Origin of the sequence: Citrobacter braakii (assembly GCF_002075345.1) — a bacterium.
GTDB lineage: Bacteria > Pseudomonadota > Gammaproteobacteria > Enterobacterales > Enterobacteriaceae > Citrobacter > Citrobacter braakii.
Genome location: NZ_NAEW01000015.1, coordinates 1 through 23,951, shown reverse-complemented (window position 1 = coordinate 23,951; position 23,951 = coordinate 1). Strand labels below are relative to the sequence as shown.

General features: G+C 47.0%; 19 protein-coding genes and 7 pseudogenes. 16 read left to right on the top strand and 10 right to left on the bottom strand.

Annotated elements, in window-relative coordinates:
• The first annotated feature begins 124 nt into the window (after window positions 1-124).
• Window positions 125-1,393, top strand: a complete 1,269-nt coding sequence (locus BZK42_RS21920; protein ID WP_080860160.1) for an LAGLIDADG family homing endonuclease — start codon at window positions 125-127, stop codon at window positions 1,391-1,393.
• A gap of 78 nt (window positions 1,394-1,471) precedes the next feature.
• Window positions 1,472-4,138 (top strand): AAA domain-containing protein, encoded by a 2,667-nt coding sequence (locus BZK42_RS21915; protein ID WP_080860159.1) that lies wholly within the window; start codon window positions 1,472-1,474, stop codon window positions 4,136-4,138.
• 336 nt (window positions 4,139-4,474) lie between these two features.
• Here the strand turns inward: BZK42_RS21915 and BZK42_RS21910 are convergent.
• The 5 genes and pseudogenes from BZK42_RS21910 to BZK42_RS21885 form a co-directional block, all read right to left on the bottom strand.
• A pseudogene (locus BZK42_RS21910) lies at window positions 4,475-4,654 on the bottom strand (transposase domain-containing protein); the annotation flags it as partial.
• Window positions 4,655-4,704: 50 nt separating this feature from the next.
• Entirely contained in the window at window positions 4,705-5,001 is a 297-nt protein-coding gene (locus tag BZK42_RS28455; protein WP_143329718.1) for a hypothetical protein, read from the bottom strand.
• 1,047 nt (window positions 5,002-6,048) lie between these two features.
• Window positions 6,049-6,894 (bottom strand): annotated as a pseudogene (locus BZK42_RS21895) (IS5 family transposase).
• 139 nt (window positions 6,895-7,033) lie between these two features.
• Entirely contained in the window at window positions 7,034-8,257 is a 1,224-nt protein-coding gene (locus BZK42_RS28450; protein WP_143329717.1) for a transferrin-binding protein-like solute binding protein, read from the bottom strand.
• Between the two features lie 9 nt (window positions 8,258-8,266).
• Window positions 8,267-9,607, bottom strand: coding sequence for a surface lipoprotein assembly modifier (locus BZK42_RS21885; RefSeq protein WP_080860152.1), 1,341 nt, complete (start codon window positions 9,605-9,607; stop codon window positions 8,267-8,269).
• A gap of 250 nt (window positions 9,608-9,857) precedes the next feature.
• Here BZK42_RS21885 and BZK42_RS21880 point away from each other — a divergent pair.
• The 3 genes and pseudogenes from BZK42_RS21880 to BZK42_RS21870 all read left to right on the top strand — a co-directional run.
• Window positions 9,858-10,477 (top strand): annotated as a pseudogene (locus BZK42_RS21880) (transposase); the annotation flags it as partial.
• 654 nt (window positions 10,478-11,131) lie between these two features.
• A complete protein-coding gene (locus BZK42_RS21875; protein ID WP_080860151.1) occupies window positions 11,132-11,527 on the top strand; it encodes a hypothetical protein in 396 nt (131 codons plus the stop codon).
• Between the two features lie 858 nt (window positions 11,528-12,385).
• A complete protein-coding gene (locus BZK42_RS21870; RefSeq protein ID WP_080860150.1) occupies window positions 12,386-12,604 on the top strand; it encodes a hypothetical protein in 219 nt (72 codons plus the stop codon).
• Between the two features lie 50 nt (window positions 12,605-12,654).
• Here the strand turns inward: BZK42_RS21870 and BZK42_RS28960 are convergent, their stop codons facing one another.
• The gene (locus BZK42_RS28960) at window positions 12,655-12,855 is read right to left on the bottom strand and encodes a hypothetical protein (RefSeq protein WP_169922384.1); all 201 of its coding nucleotides are present in this window, start codon (window positions 12,853-12,855) and stop codon (window positions 12,655-12,657) included.
• Window positions 12,856-12,906: 51 nt separating this feature from the next.
• Between BZK42_RS28960 and BZK42_RS21865 the strand changes: the two are divergent.
• Window positions 12,907-13,131 (top strand): annotated as a pseudogene (locus BZK42_RS21865) (IS30-like element IS30H family transposase); the annotation flags it as partial.
• A pseudogene (locus BZK42_RS21860) lies at window positions 13,121-13,675 on the top strand (substrate-binding domain-containing protein); the annotation flags it as partial. The pseudogenes BZK42_RS21865 and BZK42_RS21860, both read left to right, overlap by 11 nt.
• Window positions 13,676-14,126: 451 nt before the next feature.
• Here the strand turns inward: BZK42_RS21860 and BZK42_RS21855 are convergent.
• From BZK42_RS21855 to BZK42_RS21845, 3 genes are all read right to left on the bottom strand, one after another.
• Window positions 14,127-15,203 carry a TQO small subunit DoxD gene (locus BZK42_RS21855; RefSeq protein WP_169922385.1) on the bottom strand — a complete coding sequence of 359 codons (1,077 nt, stop codon included), beginning with the start codon at window positions 15,201-15,203 and terminating at the stop codon, window positions 14,127-14,129.
• A gap of 382 nt (window positions 15,204-15,585) precedes the next feature.
• Window positions 15,586-16,140 carry a DNA-binding protein gene (locus BZK42_RS21850; RefSeq protein ID WP_158083372.1) on the bottom strand — a complete coding sequence of 185 codons (555 nt, stop codon included), beginning with the start codon at window positions 16,138-16,140 and terminating at the stop codon, window positions 15,586-15,588.
• Window positions 16,141-16,458: 318 nt separating this feature from the next.
• Window positions 16,459-16,743 carry a PerC family transcriptional regulator gene (locus tag BZK42_RS21845; RefSeq protein ID WP_158083371.1) on the bottom strand — a complete coding sequence of 95 codons (285 nt, stop codon included), beginning with the start codon at window positions 16,741-16,743 and terminating at the stop codon, window positions 16,459-16,461.
• 255 nt (window positions 16,744-16,998) lie between these two features.
• On the opposite strand from BZK42_RS21845, the gene BZK42_RS21840 reads away from it, so the two are divergent.
• The gene (locus BZK42_RS21840; RefSeq protein ID WP_080860142.1) at window positions 16,999-17,304 is read left to right on the top strand and encodes a hypothetical protein; all 306 of its coding nucleotides are present in this window, start codon (window positions 16,999-17,001) and stop codon (window positions 17,302-17,304) included.
• A 163-nt stretch (window positions 17,305-17,467) separates the two neighbouring features.
• On the opposite strand, the pseudogene BZK42_RS29740 reads toward BZK42_RS21840, so the two are convergent.
• Window positions 17,468-17,572: pseudogene (locus BZK42_RS29740) on the bottom strand (transposase); the annotation flags it as partial.
• A 277-nt stretch (window positions 17,573-17,849) separates the two neighbouring features.
• On the opposite strand from BZK42_RS29740, the gene BZK42_RS21830 reads away from it, so the two are divergent.
• The 8 genes and pseudogenes from BZK42_RS21830 to BZK42_RS21795 form a co-directional block, all read left to right on the top strand.
• Window positions 17,850-18,425 carry a DUF2913 family protein gene (locus BZK42_RS21830; protein WP_080860140.1) on the top strand — a complete coding sequence of 192 codons (576 nt, stop codon included), beginning with the start codon at window positions 17,850-17,852 and terminating at the stop codon, window positions 18,423-18,425.
• A gap of 1,104 nt (window positions 18,426-19,529) precedes the next feature.
• Window positions 19,530-20,438: an integrase domain-containing protein gene (locus BZK42_RS21825; RefSeq protein ID WP_080860138.1), complete on the top strand. Its 909-nt coding sequence runs from the start codon at window positions 19,530-19,532 to the stop codon at window positions 20,436-20,438.
• 275 nt (window positions 20,439-20,713) lie between these two features.
• Window positions 20,714-20,878: pseudogene (locus BZK42_RS29735) on the top strand (integrase domain-containing protein); the annotation flags it as partial.
• A 682-nt stretch (window positions 20,879-21,560) separates the two neighbouring features.
• Window positions 21,561-21,863: a hypothetical protein gene (locus BZK42_RS21815; protein WP_080860134.1), complete on the top strand. Its 303-nt coding sequence runs from the start codon at window positions 21,561-21,563 to the stop codon at window positions 21,861-21,863.
• A gap of 89 nt (window positions 21,864-21,952) precedes the next feature.
• A complete protein-coding gene (locus BZK42_RS21810; protein ID WP_080860132.1) occupies window positions 21,953-22,213 on the top strand; it encodes a hypothetical protein in 261 nt (86 codons plus the stop codon).
• A gap of 116 nt (window positions 22,214-22,329) precedes the next feature.
• Window positions 22,330-22,644 (top strand): hypothetical protein, encoded by a 315-nt coding sequence (locus BZK42_RS21805; protein ID WP_080860130.1) that lies wholly within the window; start codon window positions 22,330-22,332, stop codon window positions 22,642-22,644.
• Window positions 22,645-22,851: 207 nt separating this feature from the next.
• Window positions 22,852-23,169: a hypothetical protein gene (locus tag BZK42_RS21800; protein ID WP_080860128.1), complete on the top strand. Its 318-nt coding sequence runs from the start codon at window positions 22,852-22,854 to the stop codon at window positions 23,167-23,169.
• A gap of 142 nt (window positions 23,170-23,311) precedes the next feature.
• Window positions 23,312-23,951: ArdC family protein (locus BZK42_RS21795; RefSeq protein ID WP_080860126.1), on the top strand; the 640-nt coding region annotated here is incomplete at its 3' end.

Here is a 23,951-nt window from a genome sequence, read left to right as displayed (position 1 = left end):
TATGGTCTGTTACAGTATATTGAACCGTTGAGTAAAAACAGGGATATCCGTCTCTGATAATGAATGTTTTATAAATTCTTTCGACGAATTTTATAATTCCCTCTTAACTTGTAAAAATGAAATCATGGCAGAAAATAACGTTAAAGGCGTGGTTTATCCATATAACCCGGATAATGACACCTCTGCGGAGATACCTGTTTTTAAGGCGGATAATATTCCGTATTCTTATAGCGATGGTATTATCCCTAGAGGTTTCACTAAAGATACACTGGTATCGACATCTGAAGGCCCCCGCTTATCAGGTGAGCTGTACCTTGGAGATAAAAGACCTGAAGTTATTACCCTGAATGGGGCGATGTTACAGTCTGATGGGGTGGTAAGGGGGGGCGTCCGGGAAATTTTTGGATTACTGACGGACAGTTCTTATATAAAAGGAACAGCATCTCAACGGGTTTTACGTATTAATCCTGACTGTACATCGGAAATGACAGAGTTGACAAGTTTACGTAAAGGAGATTTTGTTGTATATCAGAAAGGTTTTTTTGGGCATGATGTCCCGAAATATAATGATGAATACCTTGATGTTTCTGATGCTCTGGAGTTAGGCAGACATATAAGTAATATGTCGAGGAATAATATTCAGGTTTCAGAGCAGTATTCTACTGATAAGTTTTATAATAAAAGTGGTTATTTCTCAATTAATATATTTAATACCCTAAATAAATTTAATAATTTTGTTTTTCGCGTACCTGAAAAATTATTATGTGCGCGAGCGGAATTTATTGCTGCATACCTGAGAGGTTATTTTGACGGAGGAACCCGTTTCCATCTGAATCGCATTACCGCCACAGTCGCCTGCCGGGAATTAGCTTCTGATATTGTTTATCTGCTTTCTTTGTTTGGAATAACGGGACAGATAACCGCAACTAACACAGGTTTTGAGGTCATTGTACGTGATGTCGGTGATATTGAACGCTTTATCAGGGATATTGGATTTTTAAATAAACATGATTTTTCCGGCAGCCGGTCAGAGCCTGTCAATACCTGTATCAATTATAAGAAACTGTGTGATGAATACAGTCTGAGGGCATCAGCATCGTTACAGAAGGTTAATGTACTTCCTGATACGATGTCTGAATTAATGGGATCCCTGGATACATATAAAGAAGGTTTTATTTTGCTGGGAATGGAAAATAAGTTTGAAACGCTAGAGCTACTTTCACGCAAAGACTGCAGGGTCACTGAAGTGACGGAGTATGCAAAATACACAGGGAAGGATGAGGTATTCGGTGTTATTTATATGGAAGAGGGCCACACCTGGTGTGCGAATGGTATTGTTGTCTCAGGCGGCGTTTGCTTCAGAAAACATGACGTTCCCGCAAAAGAAAAATGATAAGTATCTTTAGGGACAGACTCTGAGAGTCTTTTATGGTTTTATCTGTAAGATAAATAATAATTAACGGGTGAGAATATGGTCACGATTTACGTTGACGGAGAAAATAAAACACGCAATATTACCGACTGGACTTTATGGCCCGGAAATGATAACGGAGAGGTTATGCTGACCTGTTATTTTCGTAGCGGGAAAAAATATACCCGCCCGCTTTCTGTATGCCAGATAACGCCGACCATAATTCTGAAAAATGTGATTATAGAACAAAAAGGAGGTTCTGTAATATCCCGGGCTGAGCGGGTTATTATCTATGGTGATAAGTATGCATCCGTTTACTATTCTGAAAATAATAAACCCTACATTATGAAAACAGCCGGAGTTGATTTTCTGGAATGTTCTGCGCTTAAAGAACATGTTGTATTTAATTATTTTTGTGATGTGGCTGATGCACGTATTATTCGTGCATGGGGAAATGACAGGAATATTGCTGAGAATATTCTTCGGCAAATTAAAAAAATTGTTCCTCATCCAGATACGGCTCTGAATGCATACTGTTCAGGACAGAGTAAAAAACGTGATTTCCCAGGAACGGTAATTTTTCCGTTTGGTATTAATGAAAGTCAGTTGCTGGCGGTTGAACGTGCAATGTCTTCTCAGGTTTCAGTTATTGAAGGGCCTCCCGGAACAGGTAAAACGCAGACCATTCTCAATATTGTTGCTAATATCCTGATTCAGAATAAAACGGTAGCAGTTTTGTCTAATAATAATACCGCCGTCAGTAATATTTATGAAAAAATGGACAAGCAAGGTCTGGGATATCTGGTAGCGCGACTGGGGAGTACGGAGAACAGACAACAATTTTTTGCCACTCCAGTACCGCTTTCTGAAGAGAAATTATCAGATTCACCTCAGGCACGTGCAATTGATGATGTACTGCAACAAGTGAAAAAACATCTGAATGCTATCAATCAGGTTGCTTCTCTGAAAACAGAAATTAATGAACTGAGTATTGAATATAAATACCTACAGCAATGGCTGGGTGGGAGTGAACGCGTGGAGGCCAGTCGCTATCGCTTTTCTTCCCGTAAAACAACCGATCTGATGGCTTACATTCATTACCTTTCTGATCGACGGATAGGATTCAGAAACAGAATGGATTTGCTCTTGAATTTCAGGATACTGAGGGTGAAACCTCTGGACAATCAGGAGAAAAGGCGGGCACTTTTTACTTCCCTTCAGTTGTCTTATTATGAAAAGGCCATCAAGGAGAAACAGCATTCACTGACTGAATATAATAGAGCATTACAGGTTTCTGATTTTAGCGCTTTACTGGGGCAACTTACATCATTATCCATGCTTTATTTGAAGCAACATTTGCGGAAACATATCTCCGTAGCAACATCATTTGTGGCGGAAACATACAGAGAGAATTTTGATAATTTTATAAAACGTTTTCCGGTTATTGGCAGCAGTACTCATTCGATTATTAACTCCATCGGAAAAGGAGCGCTTCTGGACTACGTTATTATTGATGAAGCCTCACAACAGGATATCGTTCCTGGTATCCTGGGGCTGGGGTGCGCCCGTAATGTGATTGTTGTCGGAGATCGCAAGCAGCTCCCACATATTCCAGTAACAGACGCGAACGCACCACCGGAAGATCCCTATAATTGCATGAAATACAGCCTGCTTGATTCTTTCTGCATGTTATTCGGGAAAACTGCTCCGGTAACGCTTCTGAAGGAGCATTATCGTTGTCATCCTAAAATTATTCAGTTCTGTAATAAACAGTTTTATGACAATGCACTGATCCCGCTGACGACTGACTCCGGTGAAGCCTCATTATCTTTAGTCATCACGGCAAAAGGAAACCATACCCGTAATTTTTCCAATCTCAGGGAGCTTGAATCCATAGAAGGACATTACTGGGATGAGGAGAGTCGCAGAGGATACATAGCCCCCTATAATGCACAGGTTAACCTGGCTGAAACAGTGCTGCCTGCCGACTTCGTGAAATCAACGGTACATAAATTTCAAGGGCGTGAGTGCGATGAAATCGTGTTTTCCACTGTACTGGATAAAAAAAATAGTAGCCAATTAAGCCGGAACATCGCGTTTGTTGATGATCCTCATCTGGTTAACGTGGCGGTATCTAGAGCCCGAAACAAATTTACGCTGGTGACTGGCGATAATGTTTTTGAAAGGCATAACGGGCATATTGCTGCCCTGATTCGTTACATTAAATACTATTCCGACGACGGGCAGATTTTTGAAAGCCCGGTGATATCTGCGTTTGATTTGTTGTACAGCGAGTATGACAAATCACTGGAGCGGTTGAATAGTCGTCTGAACTCGGGGGATTCGCGTTTTAAGTCAGAGCAAATTGCAGCCCGCCTGTTGCGGGATATTCTGTCCCAGGAGAGATACCGGAGCATTATGTTCCACTCACAGATTGCGCTGAACCAACTGGTTTCTCTGGAACGGAGAGATTTTTCCCCCAGAGAACGGTCATTTATGCGTAACCGGGCCAGCTGTGATTTTGTCATTTATTATAAGGTAGGAAAGACCCCGCTGGGTGTTATCGAAGTGGATGGAAGTTATCATCTGGAAAGTCCCCAGATTGAACGCGATGGGCTTAAGAACAGCATACTGAAAAAATGCGATATACCACTGCTCAGACTACGTACAATAGACAGTGATATAGAAGGGAAACTGAGTGTATTCTTGTCAGGTTTGTTAGGCTAAAAGCGTAAGCGATGAGATGGTATTCCCTCGTGGTTCACGACAGCATCTATTTACGCTAAAAATTGAGCCGACCCGGCATACAGCGCAGTTGACAGAAATGTAGTTTGCCAGAGGGTAAAACTCGATAAGGGTAAGCGTAAACGGACTGCCGTATGTAGCCTTTAAGCCAGTATTGGTAACATAGGTGCCCACCTAATCAAGTAGTGGATACCTGTTATGAAACAAAAAATTATTTTCCGCAGAGCCTCGGAAGCACCCCATCTGAGTCGTGGGGTAAAATTAGTTTGCAGAGAGAGTGATATTCCACGGCAACAGCTCTTTCACACGGTTGGCAGGTCATGTGTTGATGACGCTGATCACGTGGTGCAGCCAGGCTTCTGGCTCAATGCCGTTGAGTTTGCAGCTACCGATCAGGCTGTACATCACCTCCGCATTTTCACCACCACCATCAGAGCCGAAGAACATGTAGTTACGGCGTCCCAGCGCCCCCTGGAGAGCGTTTTCACACAGGTTATTGTGTGTGCCTTGCAAGGTACGATCTTTCCGTCGGTGAAAGTCCGACCCGGCTAACTCTCGCTCCGGTCGGAATTACAGGGAGCGGTCCAGGAGGTAACAAATGGGCTGAAGCTCTCCCTGAAACCTGTGGCGTCGGGTCCTGGTGGCGGTTGTGCAGATGCAGCAATATCACAAACAATCGAGGTGTACTGCTCAATTGCGGCCTGTTCATAGGCGTCCAGTGATTTGCCTTTTTCATACGGTGACTGGATTTCCATCTGGAAAATCTGGCTACCGTCTTCTTTCACTGCGCATACAGCAACATGAACCTGCTCGCCTTCCGGCAAGATGTAGCTGACTTTGTACATAATTCCTCCCGATTGTCAGGCGATTTTAGTTAATAAAAAGGCCGCGCATTAGCGCAGCCCTGTTGACCTGTTCTAACTGAAATGCTTATCGTTTCTTTGTTGCACATATCCTGAAGAGTGAGCAACCTCTTATGTGATGTTAAACATTGTGTGATTCGCCCGGCGCTCTGACCGGGCTTTTTTTCGGGAGGAACCAGAATGAGCACCTTCGAAAAACTGGCCGTGGTGCTTTGCTTTGCAGCGATCGTTGCAGCGCTGATTTTCTACAGACTACATCACTTATGATGCTGGTTGCTGTTAATCGCAACTACCTCTTAACACATATCCTTGTTGACCTGTTCTAACTGAAATGCTTATCGTTCCTGTGTCTTAACCCTATGAGACAATCAAGCAAATACTCAATTAGACGCTATTTTCGTCATTCCAGCCCGGTTCTCTGACCGGGTATTTTTTGACATAAAAAGCCCATTCCGAAGAACAGGCTCTGGTGTTTCGTATCGTGCAATGTGGTTGTTGCGGTGCCGGTCGCTACCCGGTGGACTGCTCCGCGAAAAGGATTCAGTACATATTGGCATATGAATGAAATTACCCACGCCCCGCACTAACGGGATTCACCACAACACAAAAAATCTACAATCATCGATAATTTTTGACAACCACATTTTGCGCTCTGTAACGATGGGCTGCCGCGTGACCAGCGGAGCTACACAGGGGTATATGGTGACGAAATCAGTATCGCGCACCATTTCTGCAACGATATATTGTTGGCCTGTTTACGGAAAATGCCGCTGCCAAATCAGAAAGAGCAAAAAAATCAGATACAGCAGAAAGAAGATATGCGGTCTGAAATTAATCCGTGGGACATTTTATTTTCGGTTCTTGGTGTATGTGGCACAGTTATAACTGAAATTTTATCAAATCAAAAATTAATGATGACGATGTTGTATATAATTATGATACAAAACAATATGAGTTTAGATATGAATCACACATTTAAATGCAATGCTCCGTAAAAAAGAGCCCTGGGATGAGTCTAGGTTGTGTCCCTTAATTGCATAACCCTTTGTAAAACAGTCGGATGCAACCCAGTTTAACCATCACCAGATAATTCCTCGCCGTTTTGTCGTAACGTGTGGTGATGCGACGATATTCTTTCAGGCGACCAAAGCACCGTTCAACAACATTGCGATTGCGGTAGGCATCACGATTGAGCTGTGAACGATCATCCGACACCATTTTCTCATTTGATTTGCGAGGGATGACGGTTATTATACCTTTGTTTTTTCAGCTCGTTACGTAACGCATGTACGGAGTCGGCTTTATCAGCCAGTACGGCATGACCACGTCGCTTCATGCTACCGTTCTGGCGCTGAACACCAATGCTGTCCAGCAGACGTTGTGCGAACTGGCTTTCATGGGCTTGTCCGGGACTCAGCACGTTGTTTAACGGCAGACCGCTTCCGTCTGTCGCCAAATGGATTTTGGTGCCAAAACCACAGCGAGAGCGACCCAGGCTGTTATCTCTGGTGAGATCGGGATGTTTTTTTGCGCTCCGGCAGCACATCTGAACGCACGGATATTACTGCCATCCATCGCCGTCGCTGACCAGTCAACGAGGCCATGAGCGTCAAGAGATGAAAGTAACTTATTGAAAATAATGTTAATCACTCCCGACTTTGACCACCGGTTAAAACGGTTGTAAACGGTCTTCCATGGGCCATATTGCTCAGGCAACTCGCGCCATGGTGCGCCTGAACACAGCACCTGGAACATACCGTTGATTATCATACGATGTTCTGCCCATGGATGTCCGGCCCGTGGTGTTGCTGGTTCAGCGGGTAATAAGGGCTGGATGAGAGCCCATGCTTCATCGGGTAGGTCGTTGCGAGCTATAGTTCAATATGTTGTGGAAACAGACAGTTACTATAGCTCAGGCAATTAAGGGACACAGCCTAGAGTCGTACCACCTTCAGGTCTCATAAATTTTTTCGGAGCAAGACAGGTCCAGTATCAGATCAAGTCTTAAACCTATTTATTCCTGCTTTTTTCCCCCGAACACTCCTCCCCAACTGTCATCATCTTTGGAACGGACCGAACCAGCAACAATTTCACCGTCCTTTCCATAAAAACCGCCATCAATGTATCCGTGCATTGTTTGATCTGTACGGTCATTTGTGCCAACTAACACGGCCATGAAACTGCCGTCCTCATCCACTTCGTGAGGCTCTCGGGTATCAATTTTCAAGCTGAAATGTGGACGTTCTTTATCTATTATTGTTCCGCTAATCTGACGTTCTTCATAACGAAGGCTGATATCGGCTTCTTTTCCCGGAGCCTGCTCCTGATCGTAGTAAAGTTTACCGGCATAGTCAGCCGTGACATAAGGGAGCCTCTTTTCTTCTCCATTCATGGCAACAATATAATCCATTCTGCCATATTTTTCTTTACCTGACAGATTCCGGACGGTTTCACTAGTATGCGTTTCCACAATCCCGTAAAATCCGACAGCGTCACCACTCGCATCCCTCAGGATATTAAGTTTTTGGGACACCAGTTCACGATAGTCTGCTGGATCGCCGGTATATATTGGCTTGATATCCACGGCAACCTCTCCGTCTTTCATTCTGAGAGCATAAGCTTCAGGATCGTTTACTACATTGCTTTTATGAAGCATGGTGGAATCAGTATCATTTACTGTACGGGTAAGGATCGTACCTGTGTTATATTCAGCCTCTGAAATACGAGCCTCGTTAGCCGATGTTGATATTACAGGTTTGTTCTGTAGTGTGGCTTCATTAACCACAGATATCTCCGTATTGCCAGCGGGGTTACTTCCCTCTGAACCGACCGTTTCAGTTATCTTACCCGAATTATTACCAGATGAACCGGGGATTCCTGATGTGGCGATACTACCTTCCTGTGGGATTTCACTAGTGGTTGTGCTGGGTGTTTTGCTGCTATTTCCTCCCACGCCACCGCAGGCAGATAACGGACTGCATGACAGAGGGGCGCCTTCATCAGCTACAGTTATCCCCGTGTCGTCCGTAGAGTTATTTCCCACTGAACCGATGGTTGCAGTTACCTCATCTGAATTATTACCAGATGAACCGGGGGTCCCTGATGTGGTGACACTGACAACCTCTGTGGTTTCACTCGTGGTCGTGCTGTGTGTTTTACTGCTATTTCCTCCACTACCACAGGCAGTTAACAGGCTGCACGACAGGATTATGCTTGTGATAATAAAAGTAGTTTTCATTGTATCCTCTCAGAAGTATTTGCTGAAACTCAGGAAAAGACGATTCCTCTCTGTGTCGTGGAAAGGATGATTACTGTCCGTTCTCTGATAATTCCATGTTATTTTTGGTGTTACTCCAAAAAAATAAATATCGCGATGCCATATCGTTGCAGAAGTACTGTATTCATGGTTCATTTGTTTTATTCCCCAGAAGTCTCCGGCCAGGTATGTTTTATAACCATAAGAAGCTTGTAAGAGAGTTGATACACCTCCATCCCATTCGTACATCCACCCGGCCCGGAATGCTGACTTATTGAAAGAACTATCTTTTCCTTCAGTTCTGAGCATACTGTATCCCAGACCAGCAGAAATATACTGGCGTGAATTTGGAAAATAAATCAGGGTCTCATTCAGAGAGTAGCGATGTCCGTCAAGGTAATTCCTTTTTTTATATTCATTTTTACCCAGTTTAAAATCTGAGTATAAACGCCAGCGCGGTGAGAACTGGTGTTCAGTCTCAATTTTAATACCAACAGTATCTGAGTAAGACTGAAGACCACCATCTGACGTCTGTCCTCCTCCATAATAACTTTTTTCGTAAAATGGGATAAACTGGAGCATGGTATTCACGTTCCGGTACCCTATTCCTGCGCCAATGCTGCTATCCAATTCATCGTAAGAAGAATTATTCCAGTATATTTTTCCTGCAGCAGCCAGCCGGGTGATAACAAAAAGATTATCTGGAAGCGAAAATCTTTTTTCCGCCTCCCCCCAGTACATCATGCCCTTACCCGATTGCGGTTTTCCGGATTTCCATCCTCCGATGGAGCGCCTGGACGTCGGCACATTATTAATATTCTTTTCGTTCAGATACGTAAAACCACCACGGAATGACCAGTGATCTGCTTTTTGTACCCTGGCAATAAATCTGTCAATGAGGCTGGCCGCCTCTTCTGACAGGTTTTCACTGCGTAATTTTCTTAGCTGTTCTTCTGCTGAAAGGATATCTTTGTTCAGGTATAACGCTGTGGCCAGTTGTAACCTTACACTGTACCAGTCAGGTCTGGCTGAGATAATCTTCCTGTAATATCGTATTGATTCAGGATAGTTTTTCTTTTGAAATTCAAGAACAGCATTAGCCCAGTCAAGAAAAAGTGGATCAATACTCTGAAGGCATTTATCACATTGTTGCAACGTACTCTTCACACCCTCGGGGTTATTATTTATTAAATGGCCAATGAAATTACTGACTGTATATTCTGGTTGTCCTTTATGTTCCGGGAATGCCGGATAAGGAAAAATCGAGAATAAAAGGGCTATCATGACCGGTAATTTCTTTGGCATGGACCATATGTATGCAATGATTTTCATGAGTGAACTGAATTATGATGCTGGTTACGGGTTTCTTTATGTGAATGATTATTATTCTCATATTTAATATGAAGTTACAAATAAATACTATTCGAATAATTCAGAGTGATCATTCGGTTTTCTCGAGCTTGATGAGCTCAAGAGAGTAGAGTCTCAGAACGTGATGTAAATTAGGAAGGATGATGAGAGCCATCGGCTTATCCGGTAATGTAATGGTTAATAAGATAATTATCTTAAAAAGAGCAAACCGATGGCTGACAACAGCATGACATTCAGAAACACTCTGATGCAACCCGGCGGCAAAGACCTTCTGTGTGAGCTCACCGAATTTATGCTCAACCATATCTGGAAACCGATGTCACTCAGCATATCAACGCAGAGCCTCATGAGCGCAGTGATGAGCGTGAGACCTACCGCAACGGCTTTCGTGATCGCCAGTACAACACCCGGCTCGGCACGCTGGAGTTGCGTATCCCGAAGTTGCGTGAAGGCTCGTACTTCCCGTCATTCCTTGAGGCTCGCAGGCTGTCAGAGAGGGCGCTGAATACGGTTATCCAGGAAGCATGGATAAACGGCGTCTCCACCCGTAAGGTGGATGCCTTGATCCAGTCGATGGTGATGACCGGTATCTCCCGCAGCCAGGTGTTGTCCATTTGCCGTGGTGTTGATGATCGAGATCGGGCGTTCCTGTAGCGACCGCTGGAGGGAGAATGGTCCTATCTGTGACTGGATGCGACTTACGTGAAGGTGCGCAAGAATAGCTGGGTGGTCTGCGTAACAGTTATAATCGCCTGCGCGGTTCACCTGGACGGATGCCGGGAAATTATCGGGGTGGGCATCGGCGAGTCAGAAGCCAAAGCGTTCTGGCTGTTGCAGAACCGTTACTTGCCACAACACGCTATGGCGGAGATAGACCTGGCCGCTGAAACTGAAGTAATTGAGGCGCTGCTACTCAGTGTATAACAGGCGCATTACTGGACAACCGGAAAGCTGGCACTAAATTTACAAAACCTTAACGGACTCGACCATGCGTATTCAAACTGGGTCATATTTAGTCATATCGGTTATCTTCATGGCCGTGTTACGGTCGATGCCATATTGACAGGAACTGTCTTTGTTCCCTTACAGGAGTCTGGGCTTACAGAGATAAATCTTCTGTGTTCGTCTCCTGTGACTTGCTAAAAATCACCTTGACAAACCAGCGAATTACTCTTTTCCCGCATCAGTAAATTTATCCCTGCACAGATTTCCTGACGTGATAATTTACATTATTTACTTTTTTAGGATTTATCTGTTCATTTCCACAATAAAAGACATGTAAATTGTGTGCCATTGCATAGATAATAATCAGTCTGAAAGTAACTTTGCTGGTTTCAGCTAATGAATAAACGCTCCTCAATAAACGTCTGTGTGACCAAGGAGATGATGTTGAACCTCCTTAACATTTAGTCATTACTGCCCGCTTTATTCCCCGTGTGCGGGACTTTTTTACCAACCGACATCCCTGGTATCACGGAGGTAGCCATGCCAAAATATTACAGAGCCAACCCCATATGGGAAAACAGAAGAAGAAGAGCGGATGACGATGTGCTTCTGGAGGCCACAGTGATTGCAGATAAAACAATAGAGGCAGAAAATACGTTTATCCGGTGGCTGATTAAGAGGGAAAAGGGAACCGTTTCTCTGGATAATAAAAGGATCACCTGTTGGTACTGTGGCGGTGTATGGCTTCATTACACTGCCAATCTCAATGTGATGTCTTTATACATGCACTCGGGTGGTGAGGATGCCTTTGAGTCACTTGCTTACTGTGCAAACGAAATCGCCCGGTTTTTATATCAAAATCACCCTGAAGTCAGTATCAGATGGACGGAGCATCCACACCGGCGTAAATACCTTAAAGACACGACAGGCTCCTGACCGGTAAGTCTTTTTTATACAGTAACGTTGCCATTCTGATTACAAACCCTGGGAGTATAAATCTGGTAAACGGATCCGGACAAAGTCCTTTTTCCGCAGCCTTTACTGCAAAATGGTATCTGAATCGATCAATGTTTGGCCGAATCGCTGCTCGAGCTTCGATGCCAATCTGCTTGTATAGACATTCTGGTTCGTTTTACCACAGTTGTTCCCTGCCATTCGACAACCTGTTCCATGATTGCTTCGATGATTTTTGAGTCCGGCGAACTGCACGCCAGCGCACAAAAACCGTGACCGCAGAATTCTTTTGAGTGTCATAAATGTTTATATGATGGTTTGTTATCTCAACTTTTTTGCCGGAATATGTACCCAGGAGTTTTGATACAGTGAATCGGTGAGTTGAGGGTATAATTTATTTATCGCGGTGGTTACTTGTTGCCAGAAAATGTACTGGGCAACTGACTGCCTGCGCTGCGACTTTCGTTCGTTTTTTAGTCCTCTTCTATCTGAATCAACAATTCGTCAATGCACTTAATCACCTGCATACTTGCCAGTTCCATTGTCACAAGATTTTTTTCAGGATTTCCTCATTGCCTTCCCGAAAAGCCACCTGCGCCTCCCTGACCAGCGCTATGTACTTCTGCATGTGCTGCTTCCAGTAGGATGAAGCCATTTAAATTTAGAAAACGGCGGCCAGCCTCGCCGTAATACCACTTTCAATACAGCAATGCAGACCGCACTGAACCAGGCATTAAATCATCTGGGAGCCAGTCCTGAGAACATTACCCGACATGATGGATGGACCTTGGTGTATCGCATTGACTCAGCATTTTTGTTACCCAACGCGCACTGTTGCCTATGGATACCCGTCGCCAGCTACTACGGGCGCTGAAAACACGTTATCGGGCAGCCAGTAAAGCAGAGAAAACCCGGATCCTCGCAGAGTTCATTCTGATTAGCGGGTACCATCGTAAATCAGCAATCCGTTTGCTGAACGGTGCTGTGACCAACGGTAGTCAACAGCGTCGCTCCGCCCCGGCCATTCGGTTTATGGGGCAGCTGTCCAGCAGGCTCTGATTGTCCTCTGGGAAGCTTCAGACCGGCTGTGTGGCAAACGTCTCAGGGCGTTACTGCCCCAGCTCATTCCGGCGATGGAGAAACACGGGCACCTCAGTCTGAATCCGGTACTCCGCGATCAGCTTATGAAAATCAGTGCGTCCTCCATCGATCGCCTGCGGAAAGAAGCACATACCGCCGCCGGTAAAAAACGCAACCGGGCGGTTAACTGCGTCAGCAAAAGTATCCCGGTCAGAATGTTCACCGAGCATGAGCGGCATTCACCAGGATTTATGGAGATGGAGCTCGTGGCACACTGTGGCCGGCATATCGATAACAGACGCTCTCTGGGACCCTGGGAGGGGGATTTGGTCTCGGGAACAAAGAACTCTCATATTGCCACACTTGTAGATCGAAAATCCTGCTACACACTTATCCTCAAAATAAAGGGAAAAGATGCTTTATCTGTGAATCAGGCGCTTAATGAAAAATTTATGAGTTTGCCACCTAGTAGACGTCAACGAGTTTTGCCGACGTGTTGCTGGGATGATTTATCTGGCTGCAGACTCCACCATTTCATGTTTGCCGGAAAAGATTCACCAGTGTTCGCTTCCCCGGGTTGTTATATCGCAATCGCTGCTTGATGATAGCGGGGATCTGGTAATTCGTGATAACCGTCAGGCGGCAAGTCTTGCCGTGCATTATCTGCTTGAGAAAGGACACCGTAACATTGCCTATATTGGTGGTGGGACTAAGGATTGGATTCGTCAGCAGAGACTGTCTGGATTTCAACGTGTACTGAAGCAGTACGGAATGGCCTGGCGTGAAGAGTTACCGCCTTTCTGTAACGATTACACCAGTTCAGCTGCAGTTATTACTCGTCAGTTGCTGGAGAAAAATAACACCATCACAGCTCTTCTTTGCCATTCACCGGATGTAATGATTGGTTGTACTCCAGGTATTCAACAGGTAGGACGAACAGTGGGGGCCGTCAGGCGGCAACACTGATAATTCGTAAACTGAAGGAACCGGATATGCAACCGCAAAAAATCACATTGTCGGGGGAGTCTGTTAGTACGGGAATCTGCGTAGTTTCCCGTCCCTGATTTTATCAGACGTGTTTTTTATTTCTGAAGGTGACAACGACACAGTGAATTCTGGTATCGCTGACAGAATGTATCGGTACAGAATGAAGTGGGCCGGACTATAAGAATGGACTTAGTCACCGCTGTGAGGAAAAACAGACGCTTCCCGATACCGTTATGGTGGCACGTTTTATGTGGCGAATGGCGGTCATGATCATTTCCGGCATACGGGGAGCGGGAGGGCAAAGAGCCCCGGTCTCCTCCCGGAGCCGGGGACCTTTTTAACGGGGGAGAGTCATGTGAACCCACTGGTTTCTGTATTTGCCTGGTTAATGGCATCCGTTTTGGGCGGAATATGGTTTGCTTGGGTGCTGGAACTGAATGGCCTGCTATCTTCTGACATTGCCGTGTAACAAAGGCATCCCTCCATTACGTCTGAAGAATGCCTTTGTACAGTTTTACTTCGTCTTCTCTTTCAGCGTGATGCTGAATTCCGCTCCGCGGGAATCGACCAGTCTGAGCGTCAGCGGCATTTCATCCTTCAGCGGCTCTGACGTGGCAGGTAGTGTCATCGTCGCTTTGGCCCCTACTTCGCCTTCAATGCCATACAGTGCAGGCTTAAATTTATTGTAGTCATAGTCGTTGTTGAAATTTGCAGCCGGAACGGCAGACAGCGTCGCGGTATCCCAGTGGGCGATTTTTTCACCCTGACTGTTGATGATCCATGCGTCCATAATGTTCACTGGTGCTTCAGGTGTACCGGCATCCAGATAGGCATGGAATGAGACGGAGCCATCCGGGTTAAGCTCGCCGCTGTCCAGTGAGATATGGTGTTTCGTCGGACTGACGGGACCGGAATGGAACCAGGTGACTACAGAACCGCGATAGTGATGGTAGGTACCAATATTAAAGACGACCACGAAGAGTAGCGTCCACAATGACAGTTTTTTATAGCCACCGTCACCCAGTGGCGCTGGCAGGGAGCCGCCACACCAGCGGAACAGCCAGCTTTTTTCCCATGAAGGATTCTTTCTCAGAAGGATATTATCGACGGCATAGTGCGGAGAGCCACAGAGGAATATGGTTGCCCCCATGGCCAGATTGCAGGCAGCCATGGTCCATTCATCAATACAGGTCGCCCCCTGCCAGCCAAACATCAGCATAAGCAGGACGGAGAATATCATTGAGATGAAGGCCGAAATGCGGGTGAAAAGGCCAATCATCAGAAACGCGCCAACAAACAGTTCGGCGGCACTGAAAATAATGATACCGGCATACAGCAGCCAGAAGTGCTGAAGCATGAAGGAAATCACATGCTCCAGCCCCAGCAGGGCGCCGGGCATGGCCGTCTGGAATTTGTTTGCCATCCAGTGTGCGGAATGTGGGTCAATCTTCTGTGTTCCATAGATAAAGCGTCTTGACCCGCCTCCCCAGTAGATAAAGCCCTGTATAACCCTGACGGAGAGCAGGCCCAGGGACATGACCATGAACCGGTCTGCAGGCTCCCTGAGTTTAGCCATAATGGATGCTGACATTTTTACCTCTTTATCTGAGTGACATGCTTAGTGCGCCCGGGTCTGAATGTGCGGGCAGGGGCGACGGAGGCCGGAAACAGAAACCGGTATCAGACGTCATACCGTCAGTTATGCTGTTTACATAAACTGACAATGTAAAAAAGCTATAAGATGCAGGTTACCGATGTCAACAAATGTACTGTGGGCATTAATGTGATGTTACATTGTTGTGCCGGGGCTGGTGTATGATTTGTACGATACAATCAGCAACCTGTAGCAGAGGAGAGAGCGTGTGAAGAAAATACTGTGTGTTCTGGCGGGTATGCTGTCCGTAACGGCACTGTGCAGTCACACCTAATAGCCGGTGTGACCATAATAAGGGAATAATGACGCCAGCCCCCGCTTACTGAGCCGGGCTGGTTTTTTGTTTAATAGCGGCCACGATTTCCCGATGACAGAGTGTGACGGCCTGAAGTTCTCCGCGCAGTGAAGCCATCTGTTCCCGTAGTTCTGTCGTTTCCCGTTGCGCTTCATTTCGCTCATGCGCCACCGCTGCAGCCAGTTTTTCCTGCAGTGAACTGATGAGGCTGCGGGACTCCTCCAGTTCACTGGCGAGCTGGTCGGCGAGGGCCGCAGCCTCAGTGCGGGCCGTTTCTGTTTCACGGCGGGATTTTTCCAGAGCCTCCCGCTCGCCGGCAAAACCGGCATCAGCGATTTCCAGCGCCAGAGCCCAGATATCATCCCCAAAAACAGCCAGTCTGTCGGTGACGGTCTGCGGGGGCGGCTCCTGCGCCTGAACGGAACGGGCCTTCTGTGCCCGCCACTTAATCATGACTTCGCTGATGGTGGTGAAGCTGCCGCCGCCCAGTTTTTTTCGCACCCGGGACAGGGTGGGATTCTGCCCCTCCTGGTTGAGCTCGTCGGCGGCCCGCATAATCTGTTCTTCTGTGATTGCCATAGTGTGATCCATCTCTTTTTGTACGTTGTAGTATCAATAATACTATTACAACATACTGCATTAAAAACTTAGCGACGGGTTTGTTCCCCGTAAACCCCGCCTGATACGCCGTCATACCGGAACCCGGAGCAAAAAAAGCCCGGTACACACGAACCGGGCGATAATGAATATCGGTAAAATGAATAAAATAATGGACTATAACCAGCCTTATTCGGACAACCAGACTCATCAGTAAGAGTGTGGGGAATGCAGCTGGGAAAATGCAAGTATGTTTTTCACATTCATCAGTCAGTCACAATACAGGCTGTGCAGTAACGTTCATTTTCGCGACGAATGTTTTTTAACTGTTCTGAAGGCATCCCCGTCAGGCTGCCAGAGTCCCATTTTTTTCTGCAGCGCGGTGGCGGCTTGGCGGATATCCCCGAAGGTCTCGGTGACGGGGCGCGGAACCTCAGCCTGCTGAAGACACCACAGACGTCGGCGGACAACCCATTCGCGGGAAGACGCATCACGATAACCGTCCAGAACGGTGAGCCAGCGTGCGGCTGCGCGACGATATAATCCGGCCTGCTCCAGTTTTTGTGCTTTTTCGTCGTGAATCATTGCCATCGCCCCGGGAAGTGGTCACACCGGTGGTTCAGTCTGGGTGAGAACCAGTAATAAGAAAAGTTGTTGAGGTACCGGTATACCGGAAACAGCAACCGGTATCTCTGTCAACGTCAGGTGTTATACAGGATAAAGCCCTCAGCACCGCAACAGCAGAACGATAGCTCCTTCAGAAGGACGGTTGCAAGTCCCGTCTTGATTATTCCTGGCTGCATATGAAAGAACATTCATAAAGATAGCTGGGGGATCATTTTGGCGTTAAACCAGGCTGAGGAGGAAATTTTGGAAAGGAAAACAGCCCGCTGGGTGTATGAACAGGGCAGGGGAGTAACGGCGAAAGAAGTGGCGAAACGCTTCAGACTGCATATTCACATGGCGCGTCTTGTTATTCACAGAATAATGAGACGGACAGACGGAATACGCTGCGAACTACTCGGAACCTATGAGAAAACCCGGGGAGGCAGCCGGCTTGTGAAATATTTTTCGGTGATTTATCTTCCTAAAGAATATCAGCCGAAGGGCAGTAAAACGGAGAGATACCCGGATAACGAGCGTTAAGGTAATTAGATGCGGTTTTTCGGCACTGAAATAACAATATACGGTAAAGATGTCAGAGGTGGCAGTGAGCAGAAGAGTGGTTCGCGGATTGTCTGAACTGGTTTATCAGGTGCGCCGTAAAACCCCGTCCTTCAGGGCGGGGATATAAGGCGTGGTTTTCCGACTAACTTGGTGTTTGCTGCTGCTCAATGTATTGCCGGATGATCGAAATCGGCGCACTTCCGCAGCTACTTGCAAAATAACTCGGTGTCCACAGAACGCCTTTGAATATGCTAATTCCTGAGTCTGATTTAAGTGATGTGATATCCTGCCTGAAACTACATCGTGGCGTGTTTATTAAACGCGGGTATGGATATTTCAGAGATGAAGAAACGTTTAGTGAATATAGTTTCGGGCTAATGCCGGGAAAGGAAGTGAGAAAAAAGTGGAGGCAGGTTGGGGATTAGAATAAATAATACTTTGAGATATGTTATGTCGCTTTTTAACCAGTTACATTATCAATGGCTGAGCTCTGTTTTATTCTGTTTAATGAGTTTGGGTGAAAAATGAAAGACAGAAATGAAATTTTAGAATTATTTTCATGGAGTGCGCTGATTGCCATAAAAATGGCCTGGCGAGACGGAAGAATAACGTCTGAGCTATCAGAGCATCTTTTTATTATGAACTGGCTGGCTACAGCGAAGAAAAAGAAAATTTTCCCCCGGACCGTTTCATCAGAAATGGACTGGCTGATAAATGACGGAAGACTGAAAGGACATAATGCAGGTCTGAGGGTAAAACTGGAGTATATTTATTCCTCCTGCCAGAAAGATATCAGCGGACAGGCTGGTTATTTTCGTTTTACCCGAGTGATGGAAATACTGAAGAATGCGGGCTGGAAGGGGTATCTGCTGACACCGGCGAAATGGAATATACTGAAGCGTGAAAATTTCGGTGATGAAGAGAATTTAATCTTTATGAATGAGAGTGCAGTAAAAATCAGTTTTGATCTTACTGGAAGGCTGATTTGTGCGCTGAAACTGCGGGTTTGCGGTGATATAAAAATGGCGGAGAAGATATTTGAGGGTAATTATCTTCCGGTCAGAACAGAATGTCAGGATAAGGGGCGATATTATTTTTAGCTGCAGCCGGAGCCGGTTACCGGGGCGGAAGCGCGATAAAGTTTTTTGATGATCGGAGTTGATCTGAACGAAAGAGTTGATCTACTATCAGACCGTTTATTCGTTGTCCACAGGACAACTGCAAATACCTCCGGTACAGGAAACTGTACCCGGTGACCTGGAAGAGGAGCCTTCGGGCGGTCACATGCAAAAGTCAGTGGGAGCTGAAACTGACACCTTCGGGTGCTCCATTGCAAATGCTGTCGTAGCCTGGAAGGCAGCGTCTTCGGACGGTACACCCGTTTAACCTCTGGAAACGGGAGTTGTGCTCGGATGAGTACGATGGAGGTTGATACACTAACTATTGCGTCTGTTTTTCGGATGCTGATCTCTCAGACAGATCTTATGCAGTACTGGCGATTTATCCCTGCTTATAACGGGGAATGAGGGCTGAGTCCCGGATCGCAGTGAGTCATACAGAACGGTTTTTCTGCCGTTTCTTCGTATATCTACTTTTTGAGCTGCCTGCTCAGACAATCTCATGCATGTACGGGTATGCCACATTTGGCGTGCGCTGACGTTCAACGTCTTAAAACGTTGACGAGCGTCACAACATTTGGGGTATCTTCCGGACCATGCACTGACGGTCTGAGTACGCGCGCGTCACTTTGTTCAAGTGAAACGATGACAAAGTGACGCGCGAAGCGCCGGACGTTTTGAATCCGTTTTACGGGCTTTGCCGGAAGGTTTGACAATCCGACCAACACGTAGTGCATTCGTAAACAGCGATTCAGGATGCTATTAACCCCACGCGTTACAGTACGGAAAATCGTAATGAAAACGCCTTACTTATTGAAAAAAAGGAGAGAATTAACGCGATATCGATGGCGACGTCATGAGGATGACGTCGGGGGAAACCTGGAAACAGGTACAGTAAATGCTGCGATCAGTTGACTCTGATTTGATACCCCTCAATACCTCAACATCTTTGCATACCCTGATGCACAGATATCCGTTAAGCCGCAGGAAGCGCAGAAACAACCGTGTCGTCGGGGGAGATGTACTGGTGTTTTTATACGGGAGAACGGCTCCCGTTGCTGTACGTTTTGTTAAGGAGAAAACGGGATGTCCAGAAGTGAAAAACTGTTTAAACGGGATATGGTGACGCTGGCAAAAAGAGCGGGCGGCGCATTTAAAACGGTTTCGAACCGGATGAAAATATCAGAACGTGTTGCCGTCCGTCTGGCGGGATTAAATATTCAGATACGTTCAGCCGGTCAGCTGAAAGTCCGTCATATTGAACAGTATATTGTAAGCCGTAAGAATGAAGGTATTTCGTACCGAACATTACAGAATGAAATGGCCGGGATTCGTCAGGTATTAAATCAGGCCGGAAGGACTAAAATGGCAGATCCGAATCATGAACGGTTGAGTAATAAGGCGCTCGGCATTGACGGGGCCAGTCGTGCGGGAACAAAGACGGCCATTACGGACGAGCGCTATCATGAGGCGCTCGCCCGTATAAGAATTAAAGACGAAGGTGTGGCGGCAGTCATGCAACTTTCCCGTTATCTGGGGCTGAGAAATGAAGAAGCGGTCCAGTCGGTAAAATCACTGAAAACCTGGAAACAGGCTGTGCTGGATAATAAGGAGTGCGTGCGTGTTATTTTCGGAACCAAAGGTGGACGAACCCGTGACACCCGTATTGTGGATCGTGAAAAAGTGCTTTCGGCAATTAATAATGCGCTGATACAGGCAGAAAGGAATAACGGAAAACTGATCGACCGTCCCTCCCTGAAACAGGCAATGGATCGTTATATTAACGTCATGCGACGTGATGGTGGTCTGAAATATGAAAACTCAAATCACGCATTACGTTATGCCTACGCACAGGATGCAGAGAAATATTATATATCGAAAGGTTTTACTTCTAAGGAAGCCTGCGCGCTGACGTCCGTTGATTTAGGGCATGGTGACGGACGTGGTGATTATATTAAACGTGTTTACAGCCAGAAAGGAGAGGTGGAGGAATGACAAAGCGATATGATTTTCATAACTGTTTCCCGGAAGGACATAAATCTGAAAGACTGGCACGACAACTGAACGCTGCATTAAATTGAATATCAGGAAACGAAAGAGCGCATAATTCCCGAAAGAATACCATGATTTATTTTTGTTGTTACATCTGGGAGTCAGAAACAGGTCTGAAGAATTTTTGTTATGTGACGGAGGATATGATGGAGAAAAAACGTTATCTGGTGGTGGTTATAATGAAACTGTGCTGGGCGCTGGGTTGACGTACGGATGAAGCCATTCAGGGTATGGCTTCGCTGAACACCTGGCTTAAAAGAGTGAACGCGGGTATGCCGATAGTTCATATTGTTTTTGGTAACAGGGTAAACAGCTACCGGCAGGTACACATTATAAACTTGGAACGGATCCGGAAAGCGCTGATATTTGCGATAAAAGTATAGCGGGATGAGACAGACAGTAAAATGTGATATGACGGATTGATGCCGGTTTACCCTGCAGCGTCGTATGCCACCGGGTTATAAAATAACGATATATCAGGAAACGGGTATACGACGCTGCAGCGATTTTTGGGGTTGTTAGTCTGGCTCCGGCAGGCTGGGGCGAGGTTGTTTTATTTCCGTCCGCCCCCGCAGCCCCATATCCGGTAAAGCTGAATACGGTGACGACAGTCTAGTGTAATGATACGGGGCTGTCGCGATTTCCGAATCGAACAAAAAAACATCATCGCACGTCTTGAATTTTTCCCTGCTGTCTGATTAAGATAAACACGCTAATTCGTTGTCCCTGAGACAACTGCAAATACCTTCGGTACAGGAAACTGTACCCGGTGACCTGAAAGAGGAGCCTTCGGGCGGTCACATGCAAAAGTCAGCGGAGCTGGAACTGACGCCTTTGGGTGCTCCATTGCAAATGCTGCCGTGGCCTGGAAGGCAGCGTCTTCGGACGGTACACCCGTTTAACCTCTGGAAACGGGTGTTGTGCTCGGTTGAGTACAATGGAGGTTGATGTATCTTACTTTACCGCCTTTATTAAGGGCTGGTTGTTTCACGACATTCACACCCTTGCGGGGAAAACTTCCCCCCGCAACTGGTGAAGGTTTTCTCCGTTTTTTGGGAGAAAACCATGCGACTCATCACTGTACTGAGCAGGGCCTTATACCGGCTGCTGCCTCATGATACCTGCACATCGGGTGACTGGATTGCCAATCATACGGGTTACCTCAGCTTTCGGGCTGAAGTACGCGAGGATGAAAATGGAAGATTCCATACACTCGTCTGTAAGCGTACCGGTTATACCGTTCTGACCTTTTCTTATGGAAAGGTGATGGACTGTGGTACGTACAACACCTTCCGTCACGCCATGAGCGTGGCGCACCATCAGGCCTGCCAGCTGGCGCATCTGCGTTATGCCTGGGATATAGCCTGACTGTTCACATCACTACTGTCCCTGCGGGAGAAAATGCTTCCGTCACGGGAGGAGTTTTCTCCGTTTGATTTCAGATGAAGGAGAACTCCATGATTTTTTTACTCAACGTGCTTTTTCGTTTTTTACATGTACTGATGGTACTTCTGCCGTCACAACGAGTGATCACTCCGTGGCTGCGCCAGATGGCATCGGAAGTATGGTCACAGTTGACCGCTGAGCATCAGGTAATTTTCATTACCACCGTTGTCAACGTACGTTCTCTGGTATCCGCCAAGAGACAGACGCTGTTTGCGCTGGCCCGCCAGTCGCTGGCTGAGCGCAGACTTATTTACCATGATATCCCGCGATGACGTCGGTTTCACACGTGTGTGTATCGCACGTTTTCATTTTACAACCTGTGACGGGAGAAACCTCCCTCACAGGGGGTTATCTCCTTCTTTATACTTTTCAGGAGAGGATCCCTCGTATGACCACAAGCTCATTTAACGGCATCACACTTGTCCACCCGGACTGTAATGAATGGCATCTGATGTGGAGTGCGCTCGGGGAACATAAAGCGAACCAGGCATTATCACAGCCAGCCGTCGCTGAGCATTTTGGCGAGGTATGGCAGTACATGGAGACACGCGAAGTCCGTATGTTCGGGCTCCGGAAAGGGTATTTCCATTTCTTCAGGCATCGCATGCATCCGACCGGGGGCGTTAACTACAGCATCAGACTCCCTGCCAGCCTGCAGTTTGATTCAACAACGCTGATAGCGGGTTTTACCTGTTACGTATAAAGCTCAGCGTGACGGTGACCGGTGAAAAGCTGGCATCACGTTACTGTGACATGTTCTTTCACTCATCGGAGCCGCTGAGACGCCATTCTCCGGCATCCGCTATGAGCTGAAGGATCTGTTTACTGAAGCCCATCATTTTCTGGATGAGCGCAGACAGGGATAACTCCCGGTCAGGGCATTCCGGTTGAACCATACGGAGAGACTGAGATGAGTGAACAGAATACAAAACTGATTATTGTGCATCAGATTGTACGGGTGGAATTTTCAGAAGTGGTGGAAGTTCCCGCCGACTTCAGTCATGACGAGACTACCCGTCTGGTCAGTGATTTCTGGAATATCACCGACCGGAACAAAGTGTTGACCGCCGCAGAGCTTATGGAGCCTGGTGGTCAGTATATTGAACGGGTCGCGCCGGAAGGTAGCACGCCCGGCACGTATAAACCGGACCTGTCGGTGACGAGAAGCCCTGAGGGTGAGCTGATTTACCGTCGTCTCAGTGATGATGCGCCGGTAACGGCAGACTGACCCTGATTCCGGTAAGTGATTGCCGGTGAGTTTTAACCTTATATTCCGGACGGTCGCCTGGCGGCGGTACCGGAACCATCGTGACGTGGCGTTACCCTGCCGCGTCACGGTCGGGGTGCGCCTTTATTATGAGGAGTTCCCCGTGAAAAAACATAAAAAAGGTTCATCCGGAAAGACGACGCATGCTGATGTTTATCAGATGGTGACTGACCGTATTGTTGCCGCGCTTGAACAGGGTACTGCACCCTGGCGCAGGCCGTGGCAGAGTGCGGGGCAGGTCTGTACGGGTGGTTTACCGTCGAATGCCCTGACGGGACGTTGCTACAGCGGAGTGAATGTGCTGCTGTTGTGGATGGCCGCCGTTGACGGCGGTTATGCCAGCAACCTCTGGCTGACGTACCGACAGGCGCAGGAAGCCGGAGGTCAGGTCCGTAAGGGTGAAACCGGTAGTCTCGCGGTTATCTATAAGGACTGGACAAAACCGGCAGAGGATGAACACGGTAACAGGCTGTACGATACCGATGGTAATCCGCTGAAGGAGACCGTCCCCATGCTGCGCCAGCTTAACCTTTTTAACGTGGCGCAGTGTGACGGTCTGCCTGCACACATGCAGCCGGATGACGGTACCGGCCGACCGGGTGAAGATTACGCCGTGGTTTCCCCCGAACGTCTGGCGGATGTTAAGACGATGCTGGAGGCAACCGGTGTACAGCTGGAGCCCCGTTTCCAGGACCGGGCGTACTACACCCCGGTGGCAGACCGGATAGTCATGCCCCTGACGT

Bases quoted from the DNA above. Each gene is read 5' to 3' on its own strand.
- BZK42_RS21920 (WP_080860160.1), top strand. From the start codon at position 125: ATGGCAGAAAATAACGTTAAAGGCGTGGTTTATCCATATAACCCGGAT.
- BZK42_RS21915 (WP_080860159.1), top strand. From the start codon at position 1,472: ATGGTCACGATTTACGTTGACGGAGAAAATAAAACACGCAATATTACC.
- BZK42_RS28455 (WP_143329718.1), bottom strand. From the start codon at position 5,001: ATGTACAAAGTCAGCTACATCTTGCCGGAAGGCGAGCAGGTTCATGTT.
- BZK42_RS28450 (WP_143329717.1), bottom strand. From the start codon at position 8,257: ATGAAAACTACTTTTATTATCACAAGCATAATCCTGTCGTGCAGCCTG.
- BZK42_RS21885 (WP_080860152.1), bottom strand. From the start codon at position 9,607: ATGAAAATCATTGCATACATATGGTCCATGCCAAAGAAATTACCGGTC.
- BZK42_RS21875 (WP_080860151.1), top strand. From the start codon at position 11,132: ATGCCAAAATATTACAGAGCCAACCCCATATGGGAAAACAGAAGAAGA.
- BZK42_RS21870 (WP_080860150.1), top strand. From the start codon at position 12,386: ATGGATACCCGTCGCCAGCTACTACGGGCGCTGAAAACACGTTATCGG.
- BZK42_RS28960 (WP_169922384.1), bottom strand. From the start codon at position 12,855: ATGCTCGGTGAACATTCTGACCGGGATACTTTTGCTGACGCAGTTAAC.
- BZK42_RS21855 (WP_169922385.1), bottom strand. From the start codon at position 15,203: ATGTCAGCATCCATTATGGCTAAACTCAGGGAGCCTGCAGACCGGTTC.
- BZK42_RS21850 (WP_158083372.1), bottom strand. From the start codon at position 16,140: ATGGCAATCACAGAAGAACAGATTATGCGGGCCGCCGACGAGCTCAAC.
- BZK42_RS21845 (WP_158083371.1), bottom strand. From the start codon at position 16,743: ATGATTCACGACGAAAAAGCACAAAAACTGGAGCAGGCCGGATTATAT.
- BZK42_RS21830 (WP_080860140.1), top strand. From the start codon at position 17,850: ATGAAAGACAGAAATGAAATTTTAGAATTATTTTCATGGAGTGCGCTG.
- BZK42_RS21825 (WP_080860138.1), top strand. From the start codon at position 19,530: ATGTCCAGAAGTGAAAAACTGTTTAAACGGGATATGGTGACGCTGGCA.
- BZK42_RS21815 (WP_080860134.1), top strand. From the start codon at position 21,561: ATGCGACTCATCACTGTACTGAGCAGGGCCTTATACCGGCTGCTGCCT.
- BZK42_RS21810 (WP_080860132.1), top strand. From the start codon at position 21,953: ATGATTTTTTTACTCAACGTGCTTTTTCGTTTTTTACATGTACTGATG.
- BZK42_RS21805 (WP_080860130.1), top strand. From the start codon at position 22,330: ATGACCACAAGCTCATTTAACGGCATCACACTTGTCCACCCGGACTGT.
- BZK42_RS21800 (WP_080860128.1), top strand. From the start codon at position 22,852: ATGAGTGAACAGAATACAAAACTGATTATTGTGCATCAGATTGTACGG.